At 51.3% G+C, this 25,312-nt stretch carries 28 protein-coding genes and 1 other RNA gene; 17 read left to right on the top strand and 12 right to left on the bottom strand.

Translation table 11 applies throughout. The annotated features are described in order from the left end of the window. Positions 1-110: 110 nt before the first annotated feature. Both E6C60_RS13720 and E6C60_RS13715 read right to left on the bottom strand, forming a co-directional pair. Positions 111-293 carry a hypothetical protein gene (locus tag E6C60_RS13720; RefSeq protein WP_138226354.1) on the bottom strand — a complete coding sequence of 61 codons (183 nt, stop codon included), beginning with the start codon at positions 291-293 and terminating at the stop codon, positions 111-113. Positions 294-297: 4 nt separating this feature from the next. Next, positions 298-531 carry a hypothetical protein gene (locus tag E6C60_RS13715; protein ID WP_138226353.1) on the bottom strand — a complete coding sequence of 78 codons (234 nt, stop codon included), beginning with the start codon at positions 529-531 and terminating at the stop codon, positions 298-300. A gap of 176 nt (positions 532-707) precedes the next feature. On the opposite strand from E6C60_RS13715, the gene E6C60_RS13710 reads away from it, so the two are divergent. The 4 genes from E6C60_RS13710 to E6C60_RS13695 all read left to right on the top strand — a co-directional run bounded on the left by E6C60_RS13710 (position 708) and on the right by E6C60_RS13695 (position 3,523). Continuing rightward, positions 708-905, top strand: a complete 198-nt coding sequence (locus tag E6C60_RS13710) for a cold shock domain-containing protein (RefSeq protein WP_138226352.1) — start codon at positions 708-710, stop codon at positions 903-905. Between the two features lie 234 nt (positions 906-1,139). Beyond that, positions 1,140-2,222, top strand: coding sequence for a tetraprenyl-beta-curcumene synthase family protein (locus tag E6C60_RS13705; protein WP_138226351.1), 1,083 nt, complete (start codon positions 1,140-1,142; stop codon positions 2,220-2,222). Positions 2,223-2,241: 19 nt separating this feature from the next. After that, the gene (gene pfkA, locus E6C60_RS13700; RefSeq protein ID WP_138226350.1) at positions 2,242-3,213 is read left to right on the top strand and encodes a 6-phosphofructokinase; all 972 of its coding nucleotides are present in this window, start codon (positions 2,242-2,244) and stop codon (positions 3,211-3,213) included. A 103-nt stretch (positions 3,214-3,316) separates the two neighbouring features. Further along, the gene (locus E6C60_RS13695) at positions 3,317-3,523 is read left to right on the top strand and encodes a DUF3906 family protein (RefSeq protein ID WP_138226349.1); all 207 of its coding nucleotides are present in this window, start codon (positions 3,317-3,319) and stop codon (positions 3,521-3,523) included. A 131-nt stretch (positions 3,524-3,654) separates the two neighbouring features. Here E6C60_RS13695 and E6C60_RS13690 read toward each other — a convergent pair whose 3' ends face one another. The 4 genes from E6C60_RS13690 to E6C60_RS13675 all read right to left on the bottom strand — a co-directional run bounded on the left by E6C60_RS13690 (position 3,655) and on the right by E6C60_RS13675 (position 7,738). Beyond that, positions 3,655-5,013, bottom strand: a complete 1,359-nt coding sequence (locus E6C60_RS13690; protein ID WP_138226348.1) for an MATE family efflux transporter — start codon at positions 5,011-5,013, stop codon at positions 3,655-3,657. Between the two features lie 99 nt (positions 5,014-5,112). Next, a complete protein-coding gene (locus E6C60_RS13685; protein WP_138226347.1) occupies positions 5,113-6,270 on the bottom strand; it encodes a putative glycoside hydrolase in 1,158 nt (385 codons plus the stop codon). Positions 6,271-6,560: 290 nt separating this feature from the next. After that, positions 6,561-6,764 (bottom strand): hypothetical protein, encoded by a 204-nt coding sequence (locus E6C60_RS13680; RefSeq protein WP_175415301.1) that lies wholly within the window; start codon positions 6,762-6,764, stop codon positions 6,561-6,563. 152 nt (positions 6,765-6,916) lie between these two features. Further along, positions 6,917-7,738 carry a YitT family protein gene (locus tag E6C60_RS13675; RefSeq protein WP_138226346.1) on the bottom strand — a complete coding sequence of 274 codons (822 nt, stop codon included), beginning with the start codon at positions 7,736-7,738 and terminating at the stop codon, positions 6,917-6,919. Positions 7,739-8,026: 288 nt separating this feature from the next. Between E6C60_RS13675 and E6C60_RS13670 the strand changes: the two genes are divergently transcribed. Next, positions 8,027-9,646 (top strand): degradosome RNA helicase CshA, encoded by a 1,620-nt coding sequence (locus tag E6C60_RS13670; protein WP_138226345.1) that lies wholly within the window; start codon positions 8,027-8,029, stop codon positions 9,644-9,646. A 70-nt stretch (positions 9,647-9,716) separates the two neighbouring features. Here E6C60_RS13670 and E6C60_RS13665 read toward each other — a convergent pair whose 3' ends face one another. Then, positions 9,717-9,842 carry a YjcZ family sporulation protein gene (locus E6C60_RS13665; RefSeq protein ID WP_138226344.1) on the bottom strand — a complete coding sequence of 42 codons (126 nt, stop codon included), beginning with the start codon at positions 9,840-9,842 and terminating at the stop codon, positions 9,717-9,719. Between the two features lie 171 nt (positions 9,843-10,013). Here E6C60_RS13665 and E6C60_RS13660 point away from each other — a divergent pair, with 171 nt between their 5' ends. The 3 genes from E6C60_RS13660 (at position 10,014) to E6C60_RS13650 (ending at position 11,628) form a co-directional block, all read left to right on the top strand. Then, a complete protein-coding gene (locus E6C60_RS13660; RefSeq protein WP_138226343.1) occupies positions 10,014-10,820 on the top strand; it encodes a YesL family protein in 807 nt (268 codons plus the stop codon). A 41-nt stretch (positions 10,821-10,861) separates the two neighbouring features. Beyond that, positions 10,862-11,053, top strand: a non-coding RNA gene (gene ssrS / locus E6C60_RS13655) — 6S RNA. A 182-nt stretch (positions 11,054-11,235) separates the two neighbouring features. Then, a complete protein-coding gene (locus E6C60_RS13650) occupies positions 11,236-11,628 on the top strand; it encodes a DUF1499 domain-containing protein (RefSeq protein WP_138226342.1) in 393 nt (130 codons plus the stop codon). 70 nt (positions 11,629-11,698) lie between these two features. Here E6C60_RS13650 and tpx read toward each other — a convergent pair whose 3' ends face one another. Further along, positions 11,699-12,217: a thiol peroxidase gene (tpx, locus tag E6C60_RS13645; RefSeq protein WP_138226341.1), complete on the bottom strand. Its 519-nt coding sequence runs from the start codon at positions 12,215-12,217 to the stop codon at positions 11,699-11,701. Between the two features lie 117 nt (positions 12,218-12,334). Between tpx and E6C60_RS13640 the strand changes: the two genes are divergently transcribed. After that, positions 12,335-12,955, top strand: coding sequence for a rhomboid family intramembrane serine protease (locus E6C60_RS13640; RefSeq protein WP_138226340.1), 621 nt, complete (start codon positions 12,335-12,337; stop codon positions 12,953-12,955). 60 nt (positions 12,956-13,015) lie between these two features. After that, positions 13,016-13,942: a glutamate biosynthesis transcriptional regulator GltC gene (locus E6C60_RS13635; RefSeq protein WP_138226339.1), complete on the top strand. Its 927-nt coding sequence runs from the start codon at positions 13,016-13,018 to the stop codon at positions 13,940-13,942. A 233-nt stretch (positions 13,943-14,175) separates the two neighbouring features. Here the strand turns inward: E6C60_RS13635 and E6C60_RS13630 are convergent, their stop codons facing one another. Then, on the bottom strand, positions 14,176-14,853 hold the full coding sequence (locus E6C60_RS13630; protein WP_138226338.1) for a zinc metallopeptidase: 678 nt from the start codon (positions 14,851-14,853) through the stop codon (positions 14,176-14,178). Between the two features lie 25 nt (positions 14,854-14,878). Continuing rightward, complete coding sequence (locus tag E6C60_RS13625; RefSeq protein ID WP_233281010.1) at positions 14,879-15,328, bottom strand: MerR family transcriptional regulator; 450 nt, start codon at positions 15,326-15,328, stop codon at positions 14,879-14,881. A gap of 316 nt (positions 15,329-15,644) precedes the next feature. Between E6C60_RS13625 and E6C60_RS13620 the strand changes: the two genes are divergently transcribed. Genes E6C60_RS13620 through E6C60_RS13610 form a run of 3 tightly spaced genes read left to right on the top strand, consistent with a single transcriptional unit; the run spans position 15,645 to position 18,898 of the window. Continuing rightward, positions 15,645-17,039 (top strand): ammonium transporter, encoded by a 1,395-nt coding sequence (locus E6C60_RS13620; protein WP_138226337.1) that lies wholly within the window; start codon positions 15,645-15,647, stop codon positions 17,037-17,039. Positions 17,040-17,081: 42 nt separating this feature from the next. Continuing rightward, positions 17,082-18,161, top strand: coding sequence for a DUF294 nucleotidyltransferase-like domain-containing protein (locus tag E6C60_RS13615; protein ID WP_138226336.1), 1,080 nt, complete (start codon positions 17,082-17,084; stop codon positions 18,159-18,161). Further along, entirely contained in the window at positions 18,158-18,898 is a 741-nt protein-coding gene (locus E6C60_RS13610) for an exonuclease domain-containing protein (protein ID WP_138226335.1), read from the top strand. Before E6C60_RS13615 ends, E6C60_RS13610 begins: the two co-directional genes overlap by 4 nt. Before the next feature lie 4 nt (positions 18,899-18,902). Here the strand turns inward: E6C60_RS13610 and E6C60_RS13605 are convergent, their stop codons facing one another. Next, complete coding sequence (locus E6C60_RS13605) at positions 18,903-19,409, bottom strand: Mov34/MPN/PAD-1 family protein (RefSeq protein WP_138226334.1); 507 nt, start codon at positions 19,407-19,409, stop codon at positions 18,903-18,905. 103 nt (positions 19,410-19,512) lie between these two features. Here E6C60_RS13605 and E6C60_RS13600 point away from each other — a divergent pair, with 103 nt between their 5' ends. Continuing rightward, a complete protein-coding gene (locus E6C60_RS13600) occupies positions 19,513-20,067 on the top strand; it encodes a TlpA disulfide reductase family protein (protein ID WP_138226333.1) in 555 nt (184 codons plus the stop codon). A gap of 67 nt (positions 20,068-20,134) precedes the next feature. Here E6C60_RS13600 and cimA read toward each other — a convergent pair whose 3' ends face one another. Then, positions 20,135-21,754: a citramalate synthase gene (cimA, locus tag E6C60_RS13595; RefSeq protein WP_138226332.1), complete on the bottom strand. Its 1,620-nt coding sequence runs from the start codon at positions 21,752-21,754 to the stop codon at positions 20,135-20,137. A 195-nt stretch (positions 21,755-21,949) separates the two neighbouring features. Here cimA and E6C60_RS13590 point away from each other — a divergent pair, with 195 nt between their 5' ends. The 3 genes from E6C60_RS13590 to E6C60_RS13580 all read left to right on the top strand — a co-directional run bounded on the left by E6C60_RS13590 (position 21,950) and on the right by E6C60_RS13580 (position 25,303). Next, a complete protein-coding gene (locus E6C60_RS13590) occupies positions 21,950-23,308 on the top strand; it encodes a DNA polymerase IV (protein WP_407669120.1) in 1,359 nt (452 codons plus the stop codon). A 150-nt stretch (positions 23,309-23,458) separates the two neighbouring features. Next, positions 23,459-23,698 (top strand): ferredoxin, encoded by a 240-nt coding sequence (locus tag E6C60_RS13585; protein ID WP_138226331.1) that lies wholly within the window; start codon positions 23,459-23,461, stop codon positions 23,696-23,698. A 180-nt stretch (positions 23,699-23,878) separates the two neighbouring features. Further along, positions 23,879-25,303, top strand: coding sequence for a L,D-transpeptidase (locus E6C60_RS13580; RefSeq protein WP_138226330.1), 1,425 nt, complete (start codon positions 23,879-23,881; stop codon positions 25,301-25,303). Positions 25,304-25,312: the final 9 nt, after the last annotated feature.

The following is a 25,312-nucleotide window of genomic DNA, read 5'->3' as shown; positions in this document are numbered from 1 at the left end:
CAGCGTCAGGCACAGTGCTCTGGTGTACTTCATTGGCAGTAACCTCCTCGATAGAAACAGTATCGAGCGATAGTATGCCTTGCCGCGCCTGCTTTCATCCGGGTCTCAGATCAAGAAGCACCCAGTGTAAAAAAGCTGTATACAATAATATAAAAGGCAAACAGAATCATGAAGATGGCGGTAATCGCCATGCCTTTGCGCAGCTGCGCAGGAATCCGGTCTCTGTTCATGATCATAATCAGGCCAAGACTGAAGGCCAGAATAATGAAAATGACGGCATTGGAGTAATCCATCGGCCTAGACCTGCTTGAAGCTCTGGATCAGCTCATTCCACTCATCCTCGCGCCCCTTGAAATCCTCTTCAGGGAATCGGTTATGCGCCCACTGCATCAGCGCCGGACGGCTCATGAACGTATGCGTTTCTTCGCCCCACTGATCCGAGATTTCACGGAGCACGAGATAGCGGCCCTGCACCTCGACCGTCATCATGTTCCACTTGTCTCTTTTGTATATTTCGTGTTTTTTAATCATATGCATTCTCCGTTTTTTGGGCTTTTGGGTAAATGATAACGCACCCGCTGTGCTAAAAGCAAATCATGAGCATCATATTTTTGCGTGAGAGCCATGAACGGATTGCATTGTTTTCGAACATGGGATATAATATGGATATTCGCCATAGATGGCGGTATTTTTAGGAGGTTGTTCATTTGAAAGGTACAGTTAAATGGTTTAACGCAGAAAAGGGTTACGGTTTTATTCAATACGAAGGTGGCGAGGACGTATTCGTACATTTCTCCGCTATTCAAGGCGACGGCTTCAAGACTCTTGACGAAGGTCAAGAAGTTGAATTCGACATCACTGAAGGTAACCGCGGTCCTCAAGCAGCTAACGTAATCAAGCTGTAAGCTAACTCCGTGTAACGGGGATCTTATAAAGCAAGAACCATTACAGTAATGAAGATGAAGGCACAGCTCCTCGGGGCTGTGTTTTTTTCTTGATCTTTTTTTGACGTCCCCCCATCTTTGTCCTCTTTATACAACCTCGTCAAGAACTCATTTGTACAATAGGAATGATCATATTATAATAGGTTTGATTTGGATGAATATAAAAAAAACACAAGCATGTGGAGGCCGGGTTCATTGAATGATCAAGAGCTAAGCCGTAAAGCTCCGCGCAGTCCCATCGGCCTGATGAGCCGGGTGTACCGATTTATTCTGCCCGAGGTTTCTGCCGAACTGGGGAAGTGGCGGCGGGACGCCGAGCAAATACCTGATGACGAGCTAAGAAGCCAGGCGCTGGCAAGTATTGATACGAAGCGGTTTCACTGTCAGGGCGGCGCAGTCTATGCTGCGGCGAATTTGCCGGAGAAGCATATTCTGATTCCGCTGATTGTCGCTTATCAAACGATCAGTGATTATTTGGATAATTTATGCGATCGAAGCACCTCCCTGGATCCCAAGGATTTCCGGCAGCTTCACCAGTCGATGCTGGATGCCGTAACCCCGGACAAGGCCCTGGAGGACTACTATGCTTATCGCTCTGAGAAAGAGGACGGCGGCTACCTGACCCGTCTGGTCATGACCTGCCGGGAGGCGATCAGCCAGCTGCAGGGATACGAAGCAGCCCGACCATACATAATGGATTTAGCTTCGTTATACACGGATCTTCAGGTTCACAAGCACATTCATCCAGAGCAGCGTGAGGCGGCTTTGCTGGAGTGGTGGTCCATTCATGCCCACCGGACACCGCACCTGCGCTGGAACGAATTTGCCGCGGCGACAGGATCAACGCTGGGAGTATTTATGCTGTTCCTGGCGGCGTCAGATCCGTTTTTGGATGATCAGGATGCATCTAGCATTCATGCGGCATACTTTCCTAATGTATGCAGTCTCCACATCATGCTGGATTATCTGATTGATCAGGATGAGGACCGGATCGGCGGCGATCTGAATTTCTGCAATTACTATGATGACGCCGAAGCCATGCTGAGCAGGCTAACCTCCATTGTAGAATGGGCGCGCAAGGATGTGGCAGCCATTCCTTCGGCAGGATTTCACCGGATGATCATTGAGGGGCTTCTGGCATTATATTTATCCGATCCTAAAGTCAGTGAGCAGCAATTGGTTCGCAGTGTGTCCAAACGGCTGATGAAGCGGAGTCCGATGACCCGGATTTTCTTTCTGGTAAACAGCCGATGGATTCGCAGGCATAAAAATGATTGACCCACAAGGAGGAATAAACATGTCAGAAGTTAAAAAAATCGCAGTCTTGACCAGTGGCGGTGACTCTCAGGGGATGAACGCCGCACTGCGCGCCGTCGTCCGGAGCGGCCTGTACCATGGCCTGGAGGTGTACGGCATCCAGCGGGGATATCAGGGACTGCTAAACAATGAGATTAACAAAATGGATCTTCGCAGTGTAGGAGACATCATTCAGCGCGGAGGAACTGTGCTTCAATCCGCCCGCTGCCCGGAGTTTATGAAGCTGGAAGGGCAGCAGCGCGGTGCAGAAATTTTGAACCAGCACGGCATTGACGGCCTGGTCGTTATTGGCGGTGACGGCTCGTATCAGGGAGCGAACAAGCTGAGCAAGCTTGGGATCAAGACGATGGGACTGCCGGGCACAATTGATAATGATATTTCCTTTACCGATTATACGATCGGCTTCGACACTGCGGTAGGCGTCGTGGTGGATGCGGTGAACAAGCTTCGGGACACCATGTCATCGCACGCGCGCTCATCCATCGTTGAAGTGATGGGGCGCCATTGCGGAGATATTGCGCTGCATGCGGGCCTGGCTTCCGGAGCGGAAACCATTCTCGTGCCGGAAGTACCGTATGATATGGGCGAAATTGCGGATCGGATGAAGGAGAACTTTGAGAAGGGCAAACGTCACAGTATTGTGATCGTCGCTGAGGGCGTCGGACGCGGCGAAGATGTAGCTCACGCCTTGAAGGAGCGCCATGCCTCGATCGACGCGCGGGTAACGGTCCTTGGACACATCCAGCGCGGCGGTGCCCCGACGCCGTTTGACCGCAATCTTGCAAGCCGTCTCGGTGATTTCGCCGTGCGCAGCTTGATCCAGGGAGAATCCGACAAGGGCTGTGGCATCATTAACGGGGAGCTGGTGCTGACCGATATTGATAAGGTCGTGAACACGAAGAAGGATTTTGATATGGATATGTACGAGCTGGCACTGCGCTTGTCCCAGTAGGTATGAACCTGATGAAGCTCTGCGGAATCATTCCGCAGAGCTTTTTGACCAAGTATATGAAGCTGCGCATGCAAGCAGGGAAGCAGAGAGAGGAGCATAAAGCATGTATTTGTATCGTATGGAAGTCCTTTGTGACCAAGGAAGCTTTGTTGTAATCACGGCAGCAGAGAATGAGGAGAATGCATTTCTTGCGGTGGACGAGCATCTGGAGCGGCATTTCCTGACGGTGCCTGACATTCAGGAGGTTACGATGGTGGAGAAAAAGCGCATTACGCCGGGGGCGGCGTATGTGATTGAAGCGAAAGGCTAGGCTTAGATCCTGGTGCAGCAAGGGGACTCAAATGGATCATCTATTTGAGGGAGGGCCTCCATATAAATAAAGAAGCTGTCCCTCTAGATCTAATGATCTTTTAGGACAGCTATTTGTTTATTTACAATGCTCTAGCTTCTGGCTGCAGGGCCATATCGGCGCTGCACCTTAATGAGCCGCCGCAGCAGCAATACTGCGCCTACCGCGAGACCGGTGATAAGCCCGATCCAGTAACCGAACGCGCCCAAGGAAGTATAGGAAGCCATCACATAACCGACAGGCAGCCCAATCACCCAATAAGAAAGAAAGGCAAGCATAAACGCCACATTGACATCCTTATAGCCCCGCAGCGCGCCCTGAGTTGGGGTAGCAATCGCATCTGAAATTTGAAAAAACACTGCAAACAGCAAAAATTGCGAGATCAACTGAACGACGGCTGGTTCGTTGGAGTACAGGCCTGCTACCTGCTTGCCCGCCGTGAACAAAATCACAGCAGCGAGAAGAGAGAGGAGCAGGGCGAAGCCGATGCCGAGCTTGGCATACAGCCTTGCGTCCTTCATGCGCCCAGAGCCTGCTTCAAAGCCGACCAGAATCGTAAGACTCAAGCAGATGCTGAGGGGAAGCATGTACAGCGTCGTCGCAAAATTGAGCGCTGCCTGATGGGCAGCAATGGTTGTCGTGTCATAGCTGCTCATCAGCAGCGTGACCGCCGCAAATACGGCAGTTTCAAAGAAGATGGAGAAACCGATCGGAACGCCGATCTTGGTCAGCTCCTTCCATGCCTTCAATGACACGCCGCGCAGCCTCCGGAAGATCATAAAATCGGAGAACGGATGCATCCAGTGAATGATCGCCACGGCAATGATGAATACCACCCAATAGGTAATGGCAGAAGAAACCCCCGCTCCAACTCCTCCTAAACGTGGAAAACCTGCAAGTCCGAAGATAAACAAGGCATTCAGGCCGACGTTCACCGGCAATGAAATCAGTGTAATGGCCATTGAGATCCGAGTCTGGCCCAGCGCATCCAGAAAGCTGCGCAGCACGGTATAAGCAAATAACGGGATGATGCCGGCCGAAATGGCGGTCAAATAACCCCCTGCAACCTCTTTTACCGCAGGCTCCAGAGGCATGTGCTCCAGAATAACCGGAACGCAAGCATAACCAACGCCCAGCACGAGAAGTGCGAGGAGGACCGAGAACCATAGCGCTTGAAGCACTTGATACGCCACCTTGCTTTCCTGGCGGGCTCCCATCAGCTGGGATACGATCGGGGTAATGCCGATCAGAATTCCGCTAAGGCCGGTCTGGACCGGGATCCAGAGGCTCGTTGCAATCGCAACGCCGGCCAGATCGCTGGAGCCAAATTTACCAGACATATTAGAGTCAAAAAAAGCCATTGCCGATAAGGACAGCTGTGTAACAAGAATGGGCAGCAGAATGACGAAAAACTGCTTGAATTTCTGCCCTAAAGAATGGGTTTGCTTCATGGTATTTGGCCTTCTTTTCTATTGTTCTATCCATGGACAATATAAAAACCCGGCCACAGGGCCGGGTGCTCATGGTTCAGTAGGATGCATGATGGCGGCTTACTTGTATTCAACTCCCTTAGTGTACCTGTTGGAGGCGTTCCAAAGCAAGTATTCGTCGACCTTCATCTCTTTCAGGGCGCGAATCTGTTCCTCGACTTCCTTCTTGCCGTACTTGGCATAGTTTCCGCTGCCCAGCCAGCTTGCTGTGAAATCCTGAATCCATGGCCGGATAATCGGCTTGTAGGAGCCAAGTGGATCCAGCTTCTCGTGCGTATCCTCCATCGAGCCCTTGATCGTCTGATAAGGGGCTTTGTCCGGGGTCTTGGAGCCAAACCAGCCGGTCGTGTAATGACTTGGATACACCATAGGGCTGATGACGTCCACATGCTTGGATATTTTGACAAAGTCCTGTCCAATGCCTTCCGCAGCCGGTACAGAAGCAGCATATCCAAAAATATCAACCGAAACGCGAATGCCCAGCGGCTCCAGCTCCTTGCGGGCATACTTCACGAATTCTGCAACGATATCCACGCGCGACTGCTCGCTCTTGGTGTACTTGAGGGAATCGGCACGCTTCTCAAAGCCCTCCGGGAAGCGGACGTAGTCAAACTGAATTTCTTTGAAGCCCAGCTTGGCTGCTTCCTTGGCGATTTCTACATTGTAATCCCAAACCTCCTTGCGGTAAGGATTGACGAACATATCGCCGCTGCCATTCTGCCACACACTGCCGTCACTCTTCACGAAGGAAAGCTCCGGATTCTTCTTCGCCAGAATGGTGTCTTTAAATACAACGACCCGGGCGATTGGATAAATTTCATGCTTGTCCAGGCGTTCCATCAGCTGGCCCATGTCCTTGATAAAAGGCTGGGGCTTTCCCATTTCCTGAAGCTTGGCGTTCTCCGTCTTGTACGTTATGTATCCCTCGTCATCCTTAATGTCGATGACCATCGCATTCAGCTCGGTGTCATCCACCAGCTTGACCAGCTCTTCCATGCGGGAGCCGCCTGCGCTGTATGCTGTGACGTAAATTCCCTTCACAACCGGCGCTTCGTCCTGCTGCGGATCGGATTTCACAGCGTTACCACTGCCTGCTGCCGGCTGCTTTGCGACCGTGCTCATGGAGGTCTGCAGCAGGCTGGTCACCTCACCGTCCGGCTGGCCGTACATCCCCATGCCGCCTGCAGTCCAGATGAGTAAAGCCAAGATGATGTTCATAATTACCTCTCTCCCTTGTGTCCTTGCACAATAATAAATATTATATACAACCTGTGTCTGACAAAAAGAACGGAATTGTTACAACAAAACAACCGATATGTCATTTGACACCCTCAAACACAGATACCTCACTTTTTTAAACGAAATTGAAGGGCTTCAAACGCTAACCTATCAATAGATGGATATGCATCTAAAAAAAGGAATACAAAAAAATGCCGCCATCCATTAAGAAGCAGGAGGGCGGCATTTCTGGTTCTCTCCCGAAGCATGTATGCTGCGGGCCGATATCGTTAATGAAGCAGAGCTTGATTCTGTTGCTCACAAATGCTGTACTGAATAATTTCAAGAGCGTCTTCTTCTTCAAGAATCCTTAAGCCGTCGCGGAGGACAATCCGGAAATTGAGCTCACTCTGGTTAAAAAAGGGCATCATCTCCGGAAACCATTTCAAGACGATTTCTGACAATTTGACCGTTTCCATTTCCACAAAAATCACCCTTTCCTTCCTTTTTGTGAGGCCAGGCAGGATCTTCTTAGTAAACGGAAAAGCAAATGCGGCTGTAATCTTGGAAGAGCAGCCTATCCATATTGTAGGAGCTGCGCACTCGTATTATACCACAAAGTCTAATTCTTTTAACAACTTCATGATTAACCCCGGCGGAATTGTCCCATCACTCCAACGGTTTCTACAATGTTCACAAAGGCCTCCGGATCAGTTTCTTTAATAATAATTTTGAGCTCCGCCAGCTCGTAGCGGGTGGTGACGGTCATGAGCATGTCTTTTTCCTTATGGCTGAAGGCACCCTGAGTCTTGATCCGCGTCACCCCGCGCGGCCTTTGCAGCAGCTTCGAGAGCAGCTCCTCCGTCCGGTCTGTGACGATGAAGACGGTGACTTTGATGTTATTGATGTAAATGAAGTCAATCACGCGTCCAGTGACGTACATCGACAGCATGGAGGCGAGCGCAAGATTCCAGTCATTCTCCAAGTAAGCGACAGCCAGAATTACTAGCGTGTTCATGCCGACGAGTACGCTGCCCACTGGGAAGTCCCGGTATCGGGTTACTATGGAGCCGATGACATCGAAGCCGCCCGTAGAGCCGCCTGCCCGGAAAGACACACCTGCACCGAAGCCGACGAGCAGACCGCCGAACACGGAGGACAGCAGCATATCAGAGGCAACGGATTGCACGGGTATGAATTCCAACAGTACCGTAACAATGGCAACAGACAGCATGCTGAGTCCGACAAAACGTTTGCCGAGCTTGATCCAGCCTGCAATCAGGATAGGAATGTTGATCACAAAATACATCACGCTGATATTCAGCGGAGAGAAGTAGCCGATCAGCATGGCTACCCCGGATACGCCTCCGCTGAGCAGATGGTGGGGGATAAGGAAAAGGTTAAAGCCGCAGGCAATAACGACAGCCCCGGTAATGATGGATATGTATGTCCAAAGGGCTTTGATCATAAGTGTTCACCTCGGTAGTTAGTATGACATTATGGATGCGGCTGGTATTCCTTCATCATTGTGTGATATACTGTATTGGATATTCTTGAGTAGATGATTACTAAGAAAACTTTGCACGCTTATCAGGATGATTATACATTAGCCGACCTTGTATTTCGGCAGTAATAAATTATGGTCAACCCTCATGCAGAAAATCCTGCGGGCCGGGAAAGCCTAAACAAGTCACCGCTACTTAAGAATACAGAGAAGAAAGTGGGATGTCCACTAGATAGAAGGAGTATGAACCTATTGAAAACATTTGCAGATTTTGGTCTGGAGCCCCGCGTGCTTCAGGCAATCACCGAGCTTGGCTTTGAAGAAGCCACTCCGATTCAGTCCCAGTCAATTCCGATTGCTTTGGCCGGACGGGATATGATTGGTCAAGCACAGACGGGTACCGGTAAGACGGCAGCATTCGGGCTGCCCCTCATTTCCAAGATTCAGCGTGAAGAGGAGCGCATTGTCGCTCTCGTTATGACACCAACCCGCGAGCTGGCGATCCAGGTTGCAGAAGAAATTGGAAAGCTGTCCCGCTTCAAGGGAATTCGCAGCCTGCCAATCTACGGAGGCCAGGATATCGGCCGTCAGATCCGTGCACTGAAGAAGAAGCCGCAGATTATTATCGGAACGCCGGGTCGTTTGCTGGATCATATTAATCGTAAGACCATTCGCCTGGATGATGTTCAGACCGTTGTCCTGGACGAAGCGGATGAAATGCTGGACATGGGCTTCATGGATGACATCCAGTCCATCCTGAAGCTGGTGCCGGAGGAGCGTCAGACGCTGCTGTTCTCGGCGACCATGCCTCCGAACATCCACAAGCTGGCTCAGCAATTCCTGAAGGACCCTGAGCATGTATCGGTTATTCCGAAGCATGTCAGCGCACCTCTGATTGATCAAGCCTACATTGAAGTGCCTGAGCGCCAGAAGTTCGAAGCACTGAGCCGCCTGATCGATATGGAGTCCCCGGATCTCGCGATCGTATTCGGACGCACGAAGCGCCGGGTTGATGAGCTGGCTGAAGCGCTGCAGAAGCGCGGTTACTCTGCTGATGGACTGCACGGTGATCTGTCACAGCATCAGCGTGACACGGTTATGCGCAAATTCCGCGACGGAAGCATTGACGTCCTGGTAGCTACCGACGTTGCAGCGCGTGGACTGGATGTTTCCGGCGTATCGCACGTTGTCAACTTTGACCTTCCGCAGGATCCGGAAAGCTATGTACACCGTATTGGACGTACGGGCCGTGCCGGCAAAGAGGGAACAGCGTGGTCTTTTGTAACGCCGCGTGAAATTGATCATCTCCGTTTCATCGAGCGTGTAACCCGTCACCGCATCCCTCGCAAGCCGCTGCCAACGATGGCTGAGGCGATTGAAGGCAAACAGCGTGTAACGGCAGAGCGTGTGCTTGAAATGGTGGAAAATGGTGAATTGAACGAATACAAGGGTCTGGCGATTCAGCTCCTGGAGCAGTATGATTCTGTTCAGCTCCTGGCATCGGCTATGAAGCTGTTGACAGGCGATGACAAGAAGGAAGCTGATGTTCAGCTGACTCCGGAGGATCCGATCCGCGTGAAGCGCCGGAAGCCGGACATTCGCAGTGGCCGCAAGCCTAGCGGCGGTTACAACCGCGATCGCCAAGGCAGCGGAGGCGGATACAACCGTGATCGTCAGGGTCAGGGCGGAAGCGGCGGCCGTGGAGGCTACAACCGCGGTGGCAGCAGCGGCGGATATAGCCGTGATGGCGGCTCTTCCTCTTCCCGTGAGGGTGGATACAACCGGGACCGCAGCAGCGACCGGGATCGCAAGCCGCGCTCGTATAACAATGACCGCAGACCGAGCTCGAGCAGCAACGACTACAATAGCTAAGTCGAATGAATAACATAAAGACGGAGCTGCGCCATTACGGCGTCAGCTCCGTCTTTATATTCTTGCCGTCTTAGATGTAGAATGCGCGAGTGATGATAACGAGCAGGATAAACAGAACCAGAACAATACCAACCGTTGAGCCGTAGCCATAGCCGCAAGCGCCGGCACCAGCGTAACCTCCGGATACACAAGACATGAAGATTCAACTCCTTTGAAGGTGGTGTTAGTTTACATCCATATCATATGGAGCAAAGCGTCACCGGGTATGGACGAAAGCCCGGTCTTTCCAATTTAGGCTCTGGTCACAGAGACATAAAATAAGGTATATTAGTAGGTACATGCATGAGACAGTGAGGAGGAAATGGTTTTGGAAATGAAGGGACCCATGGGGGGCTTATACAGAATAACCGAATGGATCACCCGTATCGCGTTTACGAACATCCTGTGGGTGTTATGCTCTTTACCGTTTTTGTTTTTTCTGGTGACTAAATTTATGATGATGGTGCAGGTGCCGGACGCTGTAAACGAGCAGATCCTGGCCAACTGGATTATGGGCATTCTAGCGCCGTTCGTCTTGTTCCCGGCAACTGCTGCCATGTTTACCGTAGTCAGAAAGTGGGTTATGGGCGATCCCGACGTCCCTGTGTTCAAGACCTTCTTTAGAGGCTATAAGGAAAATTATAAGCAGGCTATGATTGGCGGTTTCGTGTACACTCTGTTATTTGTGATCATGTACATTGACTACACCGTATACATGACTCAGATGGGAGATGGATTTCAGCTTGTAGGCATTGTCATGCTTGTGCTGCTGCTGGTGCTGTTCGTTTCCTTGTTCAATTTCTTCTCCATGGCAGTCCATTATGAAATGAAGTCGACCCAGCTGCTGAAGAATGCGGTGCTGCTGACTCTGATTCGTCCATTCCGCGTCTTCTCGACACTGGTGGGAAGCGCTCTCTTGATCTTTATCGGCATACGGGTTCCTGTGCTGTTCGTATTCTTCTTGTTCTGCATCATGGCAGTGTTTGCGTTCTTTAACTTCTATGGAACCTACATGAAGATGCAGGAGCAGGCTGAGCGGATGAAGCAGCAGGAAGAAGAGGAATCTGCCGAGCGAGCCCTCCTGGAAAGTATGGAGCATGTAAAATCGGACGAGAAATCGAAAGATTCCCGTTAACATAAGGTTTACTTTTTCGCAAAAAACCCCTATAATGATTTTACATCCTGCGATGTACGTTTCGGTACTTACGTTGTTTTGAACCAATGACGATGTCTAGGGAGATCGACATTGAATCGCGGCTGAAATGCCCTGTCTATATGACTAGGGGAATTCATAACCGATTTTGAGATCACCCACCTGCTATAGCAGGTTCGAAGACAATGTTACCGGACGGCATAGGCGGGTGTTCCTATGATTAAATTTTTGGTGCCTCTTCCTTTTATTGACATAAAGGGCAGGGGCGCTTTTTCATGAATGTATATATACAGAAGAAAAGACGCAGCGGCCTAGCAATAAAGGTTTGCTGAGAGGCTAAACAATGGTAAACTAGAGAGTGAAAAGGGAACGGTCATTTATAAAGGAGGAACGGTCTTTGTCATTCAAACGAGTTCTAGTGGGTATCGTGCGCAGTTATGACGGCACAAGCGACCGTGCTAAAGACCCGAAACTAAAGACACGATATTATAATCTTTCTAAAGAAAAATGCTTTGAGGAAGTAGCCTCGAACCTAAAGAAAATTCCCGGCTACAAGGTTCTGCATGAAGTCCCTTCGGTAGGGGAGATTATTCTCGAGAAAAGAACCAAGACCGGTCGTACTCTGGATATTACCGTGTCCGTACTTGGGATCAATCCCGTCCGCTCCGCCGTGGATATGTATTCGGCTTCCCGGGGCTCCCTGGGTGATTTGGGGGCTAATTATCGAGTGATTCTACAATTGTTCTCTGTACTGGACAAAAGATTGTCCAAGCACAGAATTGATGCATAGCACAGCAAAAAGCGGGAGAGTTGCTCTCCCGCTTTTTTACAGGTGTTATGTAACCTGGTAATGACTGCTTCTAGCGCAGCGACTTGACGGCTTCCATGGCAGCGTCATAGTTCGGGTGCTCTGTCATTTCAGCCAAATACTCGACATAGGCAAGCTTGTCATTCTGGTCCACCACGAAGATGGAACGCATGTCCAGCTGGAATTCCTGAATGAGCACACCATACGCTTGTCCGAAGGAACGTGTCTTATAGTCAGACAGGGTGATCACTTGCTCTACACCGGCTGCACCACACCAGCGGGCTTGGGCGAATGGAAGGTCAGCACTGATCGTCAGGATGACAACGTCTTCACCGAGCGAAGCGGCTTCCTCATTGAAACGGCGCGTTTGAGCGTCACAGACACCGGTATCCAGTGATGGCACTACGCTGATCAGTTTGATTTTGCCGGCGTAATCCTTGAGGCTGACCTCCTCCAGCAGATTTTTGCTTACTGTGAAATCAGGTGCCTGATCGCCTACCTTCAGCTCGGGGCCTATTAAAGTAATAGGATTGCCTTTAAATGTCGCAGCATCTTTACGTTCTTGAGCCATGTACAACTCCTCCTTGGGAATTCAAAGTTTGGTGATTGGTTTCATGGTACATTATAATCTTTTTAAAATAAGGATGTCCACCCGGGGTCCTGATGCACATCCAGGAAGGAGGATTCCATGATCTTTATTCGATACGAAAGCTATAAGAGCTATCTCCGGTATTACCCGTTTACCTCACTGTTGCTGCTAGCCAATCTGGTCATGTTTCTGATCGTAACCTTTGATGGCGGCTCGAATAATGTCTACGCGCAGCTGAAGTACGGTGCACTGGCTGTGGTAGAACCTTTCAAGAGTGAGTGGTGGCGCTATTTCGCTTCCATGTTTCTTCATGGAGGCTTGGAGCACCTGTTTTTTAACAGCTTTGCGCTGCTTGTCATTGCGCCGCCGCTGGAGCGGATCCTCGGGAGTATCCGTTATGCCGTGCTTTATCTGCTCAGCGGTGTGATGGGAAACGTGCTTAGCGTGTCTTACTATGTACAGAGCTCATCAGACGTGATCTGGCTGGTCGGTGCCTCCGGTGCCATTTACGGCGTGTACGGGGGTCTTCTGTATATTGCCTTGTTTCAGCAGAACAAGATGGATGAGAGCTCCAAGAAGACGCTATACACGCTGCTTATCATGGGCGCGGTGTTCTCGTTCATGCCGGGCATCGGCTGGATGGCTCATTTTGGCGGTGCCATTACCGGCTTCTTCATCTATGGATTGATGCTCCGGCTCTTTAAAGGGTCACGAATGTAACAGATTAATTACAGGAAAAAGCATGGGCTTTATGGAATGCAGAATGGAGCGAGAAATAGCGTGGAATTAAGACAGTTGCAATACTTTGTCAAGGTTGCGCAGAAAGAGCATGTTACCCAGGCCGCAGAGGAGCTGCATGTGGCCCAGTCCGCCGTGAGCCGCCAAATCCATCAGCTGGAGGAGGAGCTCGGAATCAATCTGTTCATGCAGAAGGGGCGTAATCTTCAGCTGACGCCAGTAGGTCAGCTGTTCTGCAAGCGGGTAGAGGGAATTATGAAGGATCTAGATCGGGCGGTGGCAGAAATCCATGAATTTCTGGACCCGGAGCAGGGGGAGATTCGAATTGGATTTCCTCACAGCCTGGGCATTCACCTGATCCCTTCCATCGTTGCAGAATTCAAGCAGAGATATCCGAATGTCAGATTCAGGTTTAAGCAAGGGATGTATCCAACGCTAATTCGGGATGTGCTGTCAGCCGAGGTTGACCTGGCTTTCGTATCTCCATTTCCGGATCGGGAAGATCATATCCAGGGAGATGTGATGCTGACCGAGGAGCTGTTTGCGATTCTTCCGCCGAATCATCCGCTGGCCGGAGAAGAAGAGATCAAGCTGGAGCAGCTGAAGGAAGAACGCTTTATCCTGTTCAGCAAGGGCTACTCGTTGCGGCCGATTGTATGGCATGCCTGTCTTGAGGCTGGCTTTACGCCGAAGATTGCTTTTGAGGGAGAAGAGACAGATACGATTCGTGGACTTGTAGCAGCAGGGATGGGCGTCAGTCTGCTTCCGGAAATGGCGTTATTTCAGACCAACCCTCTTCAGCCGGCGAGAGTTCGCATCTCAGAGCCGAAGGTTACCCGCTCGATCGGTTTGATTCATCGGGCAGATGAGAAGCTGCCGCCCGTAGCGCAAGTGTTCCGCAGCTTCCTGCTGAATTATTTTGGACTATGCCAAGGACAGGGTGAGGGTAAACTCCCCGGGCAGGCATAGGAGTGATCCTGTGACTTGGCATGAAGTAGATACCTAGGAAGGTGCTGACGGGCAGGAGAGTGGGCTGCATGACCACCATGACTGACAATAAGAGGCGGTGCCGGAGAGCTTGCTCCTGGCGCCGCCTTTTCATATTCTCGGAGGATCTGACGCTGCCCAATAAGAGCGATGTCCTGCACGTAAAAAAGCTGCTCTCCAAGCCCGTAGGTCTAGGAGAGCAGCTTCGGTTAGATCTATTCGCGGTTCGTGAAGATCATAATGTAGCGAATGAGCTCCAGGAGGGACAGCAGGGCTGCAGCGACATAAGTCAGAGCAGCGGCGTTCAGAACCTTAGCTACACCGCGTTCCTCGTCATTCGTAATATAGCCTTCGGAGACCATGATTTCCCGGGCGCGGTTACTTGCGTTAAATTCGACGGGCAGGGTTACAAGCTGGAAAGCAACGGCGGCCGAGAAGAAAATGATACCCAGACCAATTAGGTTGAAGGCACCGAACAGAAAGCCTGCAATCAACAGAAACGGTGCAATGCCGGATGCGAAGTTTACGACCGGAAACATCTTGTGGCGGGCAACCAGCATCGGATAGCTCACTTTATGCTGAATAGCGTGACCGACTTCGTGGCAAGCAACGGAAACCGCAGAGATCGTACGCTCATAGTAGACCGGCTCGGAGAGGCGAACGACACGCTTGATCGGGTCATAGTGGTCACTTAGTGCTCCGGGAACCGGCTCAATCGGTACATCGTACAGGCCGTTGGCATCCAGCATGTGACGCGCTGCATCATAACCGGTCATCCCTCTGAGATTCTCGACCTTGGCCCATTTGTTGAAGGTACCCTTAACTCGAAACTGGGCCCACAACGAGAAAATAAAAGCAATGATGATAAGAATAAACATACCATCTGTATACATTTGTCATTCCTCCAGTAAATTTGATTTACATTGATGTAAAATGGTTCAGAAAAATTTGCAGCGACTCCATACAAGCCGCTCCCTTCGGCAAAATCCTGGATAAAGCCGCCTTGGCCTGGTTCGGCTTCATGCCCTGGAGCATGGGACCGATCTCATTTACTTCCCGTTCAAGCTTCTGAATCTGCAGCTCCAGCTGGGACAGCTTATCGGAAACCTCATGATCCTCCACAATTGAACAGCGCTCCAGCGTTTCCTTGATTTCTTCGAGGGTATATTTCTCTTGTTTCAACTGATTGATACGTTGCAGCGTGGCTAAAGTTTCAGGGTTGTACAGCCGGTAATTTTTCACAGTCCGTTTCTCGGGAGTTATCAGTCCGAGCTTCGTGTAGTAATCGATCGTTCTCTCGCTGATTCCTGCCGCCTTTGCCAGTTCCCCGATTCTGAACAGCTGATTGGAGGCGTTAATCTCTCCCACGTATGATCACCTCGCAGGCTTGTTTAATGATACTTACTATATAATTGAATGATACATGATTGCCAACCGTACAGTCAAACGTCATGCTTTTTAGAACGGAGTCACACTTTACAATCATACTTCTCAAAGCCCTACATATAGATATAAACGGAGGAGTAAGGTTTGCTCACTTCACTTAATGTTATATTATCTTACATAAACTATGGATTTATCGTCTTTTTTTGAAATAAACCATTGCCATTCTGAAAAGTGTATGTTTATAATACATTAACAGCAAATCATGTAAGGAAAGCTTACACTAAAGGGAGTGGTTGAAATGAGAAAAAAATGGGTTGGTTCATTGTTAGCAGCAGGTGCTATGCTGGCATTTCCAGCAAGTGCATTTGCAGACGAGGCGGCAAGTAACACGCAGCTGCAGGCGGGTCTGAACTCCGTATTCGTATTCCTCGCCGCATTACTCGTGTTCTTCATGCAGGCAGGCTTCGCACTTCTGGAAGCTGGCTCGGTAAGAATGAAAAATGCAGGCCATGTGGCCGGCAAGCAAATGCTTACCTTCGGAATTGCCATTATCTCCTTCTGGGCACTGGGCTTTGGCTTAGCATTCGGAAACGGCAACAGCTTCTTCGGTCTTGAAGGGTTCTTCCTGAGTGGAGACAACGTAACCGCATCCTTCGATGCTTTTGCAGCCTTCGATGTACCGACGACCATCATGTTCCTGTTCCATTTATCCTTCGCTGCTGTATCGCTCGCTATTGCTTGCGGCGGCTTGGCAGAACGGGCGAAGCTGAGTGTCTACATCATCTTCGGCATCTTGTTCTCCATCGTGATTTACCCGATTGTTGCTCACTGGGTATGGGGCGGCGGCTGGTTAGGCGCGCTGGGCATGCAGGATTTCGCAGGCTCCACAGTCGTTCACTTGACTGGTGCTACAGCAGCTCTCGTGGCTACAGTAATGCTGAAGCCTCGTCTTGGCAAATACAACAAAGACGGAAAGCCTAACAGCATTCCTGGTCACAACCAAGTGTACTCCGTACTGGGTGTACTGATTATCTGGATCGGCTGGTTCGGCTTTAACCCAGGTAGCACGATTTCCGCACTGATGGATGGTTTCTTCGGATTTGTCGCACTGAACACGAACATTGCCGCTGCAGCGGGTGCACTTGCCGCCCTGCTTATCTCCTGGGCAGTTCTCGGTAAAGCAGACATTCCTAGCATGCTGAACGGTGTCCTTGCAGCATTCGTAGCAATCACAGGCGCTTGTGCCTTCGTTGAGCCTTGGGCTGCGGTAGTGATCGGTGCTGTTGCGGGTACAATTGCCTTCTTCTCTGCACAATGGTTTGAGCGTAAAGGTGTGGATGATCCGATTTACGCATTCTCTGTCCACGGTGTAGCCGGGATGTGGGGCGCGGTATCGACAGGTATTTTTGCAGCACCTCGCCTCGTTGAAATTACAGGCGTAGGCCAGGCTGGACTGGTATACGGCGGTGGCTTTACACAGCTGGGCGTACAGCTGCTTGGATTGGTAGGTACTTTCATCTTCGTACTCATTATCTCTGCTATCATTCTTTATCTGATCAAGATGACAACCGGTCTGCGTGTTACGGAAGAAGAGGAATTGATGGGTCTGGATTTGAGCGAGCACGGAACCTACGGATATCCGGAGCAAATGAAAATGGCTTCAGAATCCGGAGCAAAAGGCTCAGCCTTGTAGAATCCTTCGGCCATTAAGTCCATCTCATGAGGAGGGTTGTCAATGGAACCTCTGCCATCATTACATTCAGAGCTTTCTTTTAAAGAGATTCCAGGCTGCCGCTCGGCGGAGGAACTGAAAGAGGCGCGGATTGCCTGTCAAGAACGACTGCTAGAGCAGAAGCCCTTCATGGATTTGTATACATGGATTCAGCAGGTCAACCGCATGCATGATGAGATTGGCCGGCGGGCAGTGCATATCGGGGAAGAGCATATGAAAGGGGCTGGCTTCGGCCAGCCTCCTGCCCGTTATGCCTTCGTTAGCTTCGGGAGCAGCGGAAGGCAGGAAGCTACGCTGTGGAGTGATCAGGATAACGGAATGATTATCGGGGATGAGGTGGATGAAGAGGGGAATCGCTATTTTCAGACATTTGGCGAAGTACTGTCGGACATCCTCGTCACCGCCGGTTATCCGAAATGCAGCGGCAAAGTGATGTGCTCCGAGCCGATGTGGCGCAAAACGCTGTCGGAGTGGAAGCAGCAGCTGGATCAATGGAGCTCACAGCATGCCTGGGAGCCTACGAGGTATTTTATTATCGCTTCGGATCTGCGGCACATTGCCGGTTCACAGGAGCTTTCGGAGGCCTGGTGTTCTCATTTTCAAGATTGCATTGATCAGAACATTGAGCTCATCCCGGCTCTTCTCCGGAATACCGTACGTCATAAGGCGACCCTGAATGTAATGGGACGTATTGTGACGGAGCGCTTTGGAGAGCATGCGGGTGGATTTGATGTCAAATACGGTGTATACATCCCGCTTGTAAACAGCGTCCGCACGCTGGCACTGCAGCGGGGCATAGTGGAAACCTCAACCCGGCGAAGAATTGAAAAAATTATATTGCTGGAAGGAGGCGGCCTGCTGCTGGAAAATGTGCAGGATGCTTTCCGGGTGGCATTGAAGCTTCGAACAGAGACGCAGACAGAGTGGGAAGAGGGCTTTATCAGCAGCAGTGGCTATATGAGCAGAGAACAGTTAAAGGACAAGCAAATACAGTATGATCTTCGAAATACCTTGGGAGTGGTGCGCCGAATTCACCGCTCTCTGCAAAGAGAGCTTCGGGCTGCGGAGCGTAAAGGGCGTTGAGAGATCCCAGACAGACCGGAGCCGGCTTCTGGAAATCACTGCGCATGGGCGATCTTAATTCGGCGGTAGCCTCCATGCGTGGAAATCCTTCGGCTCAGCAAATCGCCTTTATCCGATCCCAGATGCGGGATCAGCGCAGGCCTGAGGTACTGGGGACACCGCTGAAAGAGCTGGAGACGGTCGTTTTTGATCTGGAGACGACAGGCTTTTCATATCAGCACGGAGACGTCATATTGTCTTTCGGAGCGGTCAAGACGCTCGGCACAACCATTTTGCAGGATCAATGCTTTCATTTGGTTGTCAACAGCGGAGCTGCCGTGCCATCTGATATTACAAGGCTGACCGGCATTACGCAGTCCATGGTGGATGATGCGGTGCCGCTTACGGAAGGGCTTCATGATTTCATGGCGTTCGTAGAGGGCAGGGTGCTGATCGCTCATGCGGCAGGGCATGATAAAGCCTTCCTCAATGCCGCCTTGTGGAAAACGTCCAAGGTTCGCCTCACGCACCGGCTGCTGGATACGATGATGATTGCCAGACAGCTGTATCCGGACCTTCCGGAGCATTCCCTTGACCTTCTCCTGCATCAGGCGGGCATTCCGATAGAAGGGCGCCATGATGCCTTAAAGGATGCTTTAATGACGGCGCGGCTCTGGACCTCCTACATTGAAGAGGTTCAAGAGGAAGAGGGCGTGGGTACGCTGGGAGATTTGTATATGTATCTGAGTCGACTGTAGGCGGCTATGTGATGAGAAGCCCGGCTGCAGTCAGGGACCACAGAGAACGACCGGCCGCGGCTTGATCGTGGCGTGAATGAGTGATCCGATAGACGCTCAGCTCCAGCTCCAGATCGGGCTCCCGCTCCGGAAGCCCCGAATGGTTGCTAGCTGCTGGAGAACCAATAAGATAAGAAGAGAATAAGCCTCCGAAATTCTGCAGCTGCTGCAAATCCTCAATGGAGGGCAGCGGCGGACTTGAAGGATGGCTGTGATAAAGCGCCTGCACAGGCGCTTTTTTCATGAGAAGGGAGGTCCAGGCTGCAGGGTCCAGTGTGAAGTGGTTGCGCGGCTGGGCTGCAGTATTTGTGACGGGAATAAACTGCTGCAGGTGGTTACAATCAGGTCCCGTCAGGATTCCGCAGGCTTCAAAGGGCTGACATCGCAGGGTGTGAGACTTCAGGTCTATAAAGGCTTGTACTGACAGGCTTATCATCTGATCTCGGCAGCCGCCATTCAAAGGGTTCGCCATTTCGTCACCTCCGGGTCGGGATTTTGGCCGGGCTGGTTTGAATCTTGGGTCCTTCAGGGTACAATAGGGACTATACCAAGTCTATCAGTAAAGGAAAAGATCCATGAAGCGTAATATCATCATTTTGTTAGTCATCCTTGCAGCGGCAGCAACTGTGATCTACAAGCAGGCCGGTGACGAGATCCAGTCGGTGTTTAAGACTGAGCAGCCGCTGCCTGTCGAGGTGGGAGCTAAAGCCGGCATGCTGTCGCCTACCTTCACACTGCAGGGCATGAACGGAGGGAGCTACTCTGGCGGAGGCGTCCGCGAGAAGGCGCTCTTGATAAATTTTTGGGCCTCCTGGTGCGAGCCTTGCCGGCAGGAAACGCCGGAGCTGATTGAGCTGGCGCGGCAGTACTCTGAGGAGCTGGACATTTACGGAATTAACGTGACCAAATACGATGTGGAAAAAAGAGCACGCGCCTTTGCCGATGAATTCAATATTCCCTACCCGCTTCTGATGGATGAAGAAGCCGAGGTGTTTGAAGCGCTGTTCAAGGGTCAAGCTTTCCCGACGAGCGTTCTCATCGACCGCAACGGGGTTATCCAAGAGGTGCTTGTTGGCTTGCCCGAGCCGGCTGAGCTGAGGAAAAAGGTAAAGCGGCTCACCTCTCTTTAATGGAATCAAGAATAAACATGGCATTGCCCTGGATTGCGGCAATGCCATGTTTGTATGACAGCACTATTTAGTGATTCACGATGCCCTGGCGGGGAAGGGCTTCGCCTTCCTGCAGCTCTGGGGACATTTGTCCGATCAGCGCGTAACGCATACTGTCTACAAGTGCCTCCCAGCTCGCTTCAATAACGTTGCCGGATACGCCTACGGTGTTCCACGATTGATCAGCGTTCTTGGATTCAATCAGCACGCGTACGCGGGCGGCTGTGGTTTCTTTATCATCGAGGACGCGCACCTTATAGTCTGACAGATGCATATCTGTAAGGGTCGGGAAATATTGCACCAGCGCTTTACGCAGCGCATTGTCCAGCGCGTTGACCGGACCGTTGCCTTCTCCGGCCGTGTATATGCTCTGTCCTGCTACGTTGATTTTGACGAATGCTTCAGATACGACCGGGCGTCCTGCCGTTTTCTCGACCAGCATCTTAAACGATTCGAATGTGAACAGCTCATGGACCTCGCCATTCGCTTCCCGCAGCAGAAGCTCAAGGGAGGCGTCTGCTCCTTCGAATTGATAGCCCTGATGCTCCAGATCCTTGATCTTGGAGATGACATTCTTCGCCTGCTCGCTGCTGGGATCGAAGCTAAGGCCCATATCCTGAGCTTTCGAGACGATGTTGCTCTGTCCTGCAAGCTCGGAAACGAGGATTCGCTGCTTGTTGCCAACGAGCTCCGGAGCGATGTGCTCATACGTTCTGGAGTCCCGCATGATGGCAGAGACATGGATGCCGCCCTTGTGCGCGAAAGCGGCGTTGCCGACATAAGGCTGATTGACCGGCATGTTTACATTGGCAATCTCGCTAATGTATCTGGCCGTGCTTGTCAGGTTGGTGATGCTGTCATCGCCGATGACCTGATAGCCCATCTTTAGCTGCAGGTTCGGAATGATGGAGCAGAGATTGGCATTGCCGCAGCGCTCGCCATATCCGTTCATTGTGCCTTGCACCTGTGTGACACCGGCTTGAACGGCACTGAGCGTATTCGCAACCGCCAGCTCGCAGTCATTATGAGTATGGATGCCGAGCGGTGCTCCCGGCAGCTCTGTATTCAAAGATGTTACAATGCCATGCACCTCGTGCGGCAGTGTACCGCCGTTCGTGTCACACATCACCAGCCAGTCTGCCCCGGCTTCACGGGCTTTCTTCAGGACTGAAACCGCATACTCCGGGTTGTTCTTGTATCCATCAAAAAAATGCTCTGCATCGAAGATGACCTCCAGCCCGCTGGCCTTCAGGTAGGCTATGGAATCATAAATCATGGCAAGATTCTCTTCCAGTGTCGTCTGGAGCGCAGTATGCACATGGAAATCCCACGATTTACCGACGAGTGTAGCGGCCTGCGCGCCAGATTCCAAAATACACTTCAGATTAGCGTCATGCTCGGCTGCCATCCCCTTGCGCCGGGTGCTGCCGAAAGCAGTGATTTTGGAGGAGAGGCCCAGATCCTTTGCTCTTCTGAAAAACTCGATGTCTTTACTGTTGCTTCCCGGAATGCCGCCTTCTATATAGTGAACACCAAGAGCGTCAAGCTTCCGTGCGATTTTGATTTTGTCGTCCGCTGAGAAGCTGATTCCTTCGCCTTGTGTGCCGTCGCGAAGCGTCGTGTCAAAAATGGAGATAGACTTAGACATGATGTCCTCCTTATAAGTCCGCCGATGGACCGCCTAATATATAATGTTGTCATTATAGCACTTCTTGGCCTTAAAGGGACAAAGAAATGTAAATTTAGGCTCAGCCTGTTTCTTGACCGGATAATGGGGGAAGGTTAAGCTAAGGGCAGCGAGCTTCCTGCAGGTATAAGATGAGGACTCGGTTCATAATATGGTATGAAAAAGAAGGGTTTAATGGTGTCCAATATTACCGATTTTTATCCGGTGAGCGGCAGGGTTATTTTGCATGTGGATATGAATGCTTTTTACTGCTCGGTGCACGAGGCAGAGGAGCCGGGAAAATTCCGGGGCAAGGCGACGGCTGTTGCAGGCAGCATGGAGCTGCGCAAGGGTATTGTGGTTACCTGCTCCTATGCCAGCCGGGCGAAGGGCATTGCCACTGGCATGACAGTGCGCCAAGCGCTGAAGCTGGATCCTGACCTCATTTTGATTAAGCCGGATTTTGATTTATATCGTAAATATTCCAAAGCATTTATGAGCATTGCCTATGAGTACACACCGCTGCTGGAGGCCACCTCCATTGATGAGTGCTACCTCGATATCACAGGCTCGAAGCAATTCGGTACGCCGCTCGACATTGCCCGGGAAATTCAGCAGAGAATTCAGGAGGAGCTGTCGCTGCCCTGCTCTATTGGAGTGGCTCCGAATAAGCTGCTGGCCAAGATGGGGTCGGACATCAAGAAGCCGAACGGCATAACCGTGATGAGAATCCGGGATGTTCCGAAAATGCTGTGGGGACGGCCCTGCGCTGATCTGTTTGGCATTGGCGTGAAGACGGCCGAGAAGCTGGCAAAGCTGAATATCCGGACCATCGGTCAGCTGGCGGCAGCGAAGGAAGAGCTCTTAACAGGAGCGTTTGGTGTGAACGGACGCTGGATGAAGCAGGCTGCGAATGGGCTGGATCATTCCCCGGTCCAGGGAGAACGGGAGCAGAGCAAATCCATCGGTCATACGACAACGCTGCCGGCGGATATAACGACCCCTGAACAGGCCCGTAAGGTGTTTCTCAATCTGGCAGATCAGGTCGCAAGGCGGCTTCGCCGGCAGGAGCTGATGGCCTCCGGCATCCAGATTACACTGCGCACACCGGATATGAAGACACTCACCCGCTCCAAGCTGTTTCCAGGTCCCACGGAGAATACAGAAGACATCTACCGGGAAGCCTGTACATTGTACGATAGGCATTGGCAGGATGGCCGTCCACTGAGGCTGCTCGGCATTACGCTGCAGCAGCTTGCACCGCGCATACACTCTGCCATTCAGCTGGATCTGTTTGATTATGAACAGCAGCCGCGCAAGGAATCGTTAACCCGGGTCATGGATGAGCTGCGAGACAAATTCGGGGAGAGCGCGGTGCTTACCGCCGGTATGCTGGGAGATGATCCATCCTCTTTGATCCGAAATCACAAGCTTCGGGGAACCTCCCTGCAAATGGATTTTGCGGACAGGAAGCGGGATCGTGAAAAGTCAGCCCGGAACGAGACTGAAATGAAGGAATGGCACGATCCAGATTAATGCAACTATTTTTGTCGGAAAACTCCGGAAAAGCCGGAAAACCATTTGTGTTATCGAATCATTTGTATTACTATACTATATAGTTGGTGCTCAAGATCTGATGCTTGCAAGCACCGGAGTACGTTTTAGATATACAGGAGGCAGAGAACTATGGCGAAGTTTACATGGGTAGATAAAGATACCTGCATTGCATGCGGCGCTTGTGGAGCCACAGCACCCGACATTTACGATTATGATGATGAGGGCCTGGCTGAAGTGATTTACGAGGGTGACAACAACCGCGGTCTGACAGAAATTCCTGAAGACATGTATGAGGATATGGAAGATGCATGCGACGGCTGCCCGACAGATTCCATCCGAATCGCGGACGAGCCATTCAACGCGGAATAAGCTCTTGACCTGAACCGGCTGCTAGAAGAGCAATCATAACGATCATTGTGGAGACGTCTTTTGCCCCAGGGGCAGAGGACGTTTCTTTATTTTTCTGAAGAGATGGTTTCAAGCTGCCGATATAGAGAGTATATAAGTCGCAATAGCGATAAACGCAACTTCGATTGACGGAGGAATTTCATGAGTGAATCGGTACATCTCAAGCGATATGTCGAAAGTCATCCCGATAATAAGATGGCATGGTACCTGCTGGGCAAGGACTATGAGCGTCATGGTGAGCATGGAAAAGCCAATTTCTGCTTTAACCGGGCTGAAGAGGTTTACGAGGCCTTCGAGCACAGTAAAGTGCCGGCTGACATTTGGAAAAATTATCAGCAAAAGCTGCTGCAAGAGGAGCAGCAGAGAGAAAAGCGGGTGGGCAGCATCAGACGTGCGGCGCTCGCACTAGCCTTGTTTCTGCTGTTTCTGGTCCCGTCAGCGGCGGCCCCGGAATGGAGCATGGACAGCTGGGCGAAGGAGGAGCTGGATTCGGGGGAGAAGCTTTCTGCGTTAGCGGAAGCAGAGTCTCGCGCGGGCGAAGAGAAACCTGAAGCTAAAGGCCCTCTGTTTACTGCTGATGGAAGTGATGCTGAGGGACAAGGAGGACTGTCCTCTCTGTTTCAGAAGCCCTCCGAGCTGCCGGAAAGCAGCGTCGTTCTGGGTATGAAGCAGGCCGGGACGTGGAAGCTGTGGTCGGATCAGATGCCTCTGTTGTACGGTGTGAAGGTGATGGAGGGAGGCGGAATTACAGTGACACCTCTGCAGGGAGATGGTGCAAACTGTGACTGCGGCCCTCTGGAGGGCGGTACATTGAAGGAGCTGGCAGCAAAATGGAGTGAGAACCAGCTGAATCAGGCGGTGCTGGCCAGTGCGCTGGACAGCTTCTACACAGCAAAAGGCAGACTGCCGAAGGAATTGAAGGAGCTGAGTGGTCCTTTTCCCGAGAATTGGCTCGCAGGCTCGTCCGATAAGCTGGAAGAACTATATAAAGTGTATACAGGTGTCAACGGTTCCGTGACTAAAGCAAGAGCGGAAAGACAGGGAGCATCCACTGAGCTGGCCATGCTGGAGAAGATGCCAGGACTGCTGGGCTCATCGCCGGATGGTGCTCCTTTTTTTAGGGAGAAGCTTAGAGTTGTCATTGACCGGAAGCAGCACCGGCTTGCTGTAGTCAGCGGGGATGTCATTCTTCGCAGCTATAAGGTCGGGCTTGGCGAGAGCAATAAGACACCTTTAGGGACGTTCCGTATTGCGGATAAGGTGATAAACCCGAACGGCACGGGCAATGGAGTGTATGGAACCCGGGGGATGCAGCTGTCGGATACGAATTATGCCATTCACGGAACGGCGGACGTCGACAGCATCGGGGCCAACGTGTCCGAGGGCTGTATCCGGATGCTCACAGAGGATGTTGAAGAGCTGTTTGATCTCGTACCGATGGGGACAGAGGTGAAGATTGGAGAGGGACTGCTCCCGGATCTTGATCTCACCTCAGAGGAGCGCTTCGCGCTGAAGCGCTCCTCCGGTCAGGGCAATCCCAGCAAGACTTATGTGTGGCTGGATTGATTCATGAGA

Origin of the sequence: Paenibacillus algicola (assembly GCF_005577435.1) — a bacterium.
Taxonomy (GTDB): domain Bacteria; phylum Bacillota; class Bacilli; order Paenibacillales; family Paenibacillaceae; genus Paenibacillus_AQ; species Paenibacillus_AQ algicola.
Note: the sequence above shows the minus strand (reverse complement) of the source record. Positions and strands in the feature narration are given on the sequence as shown.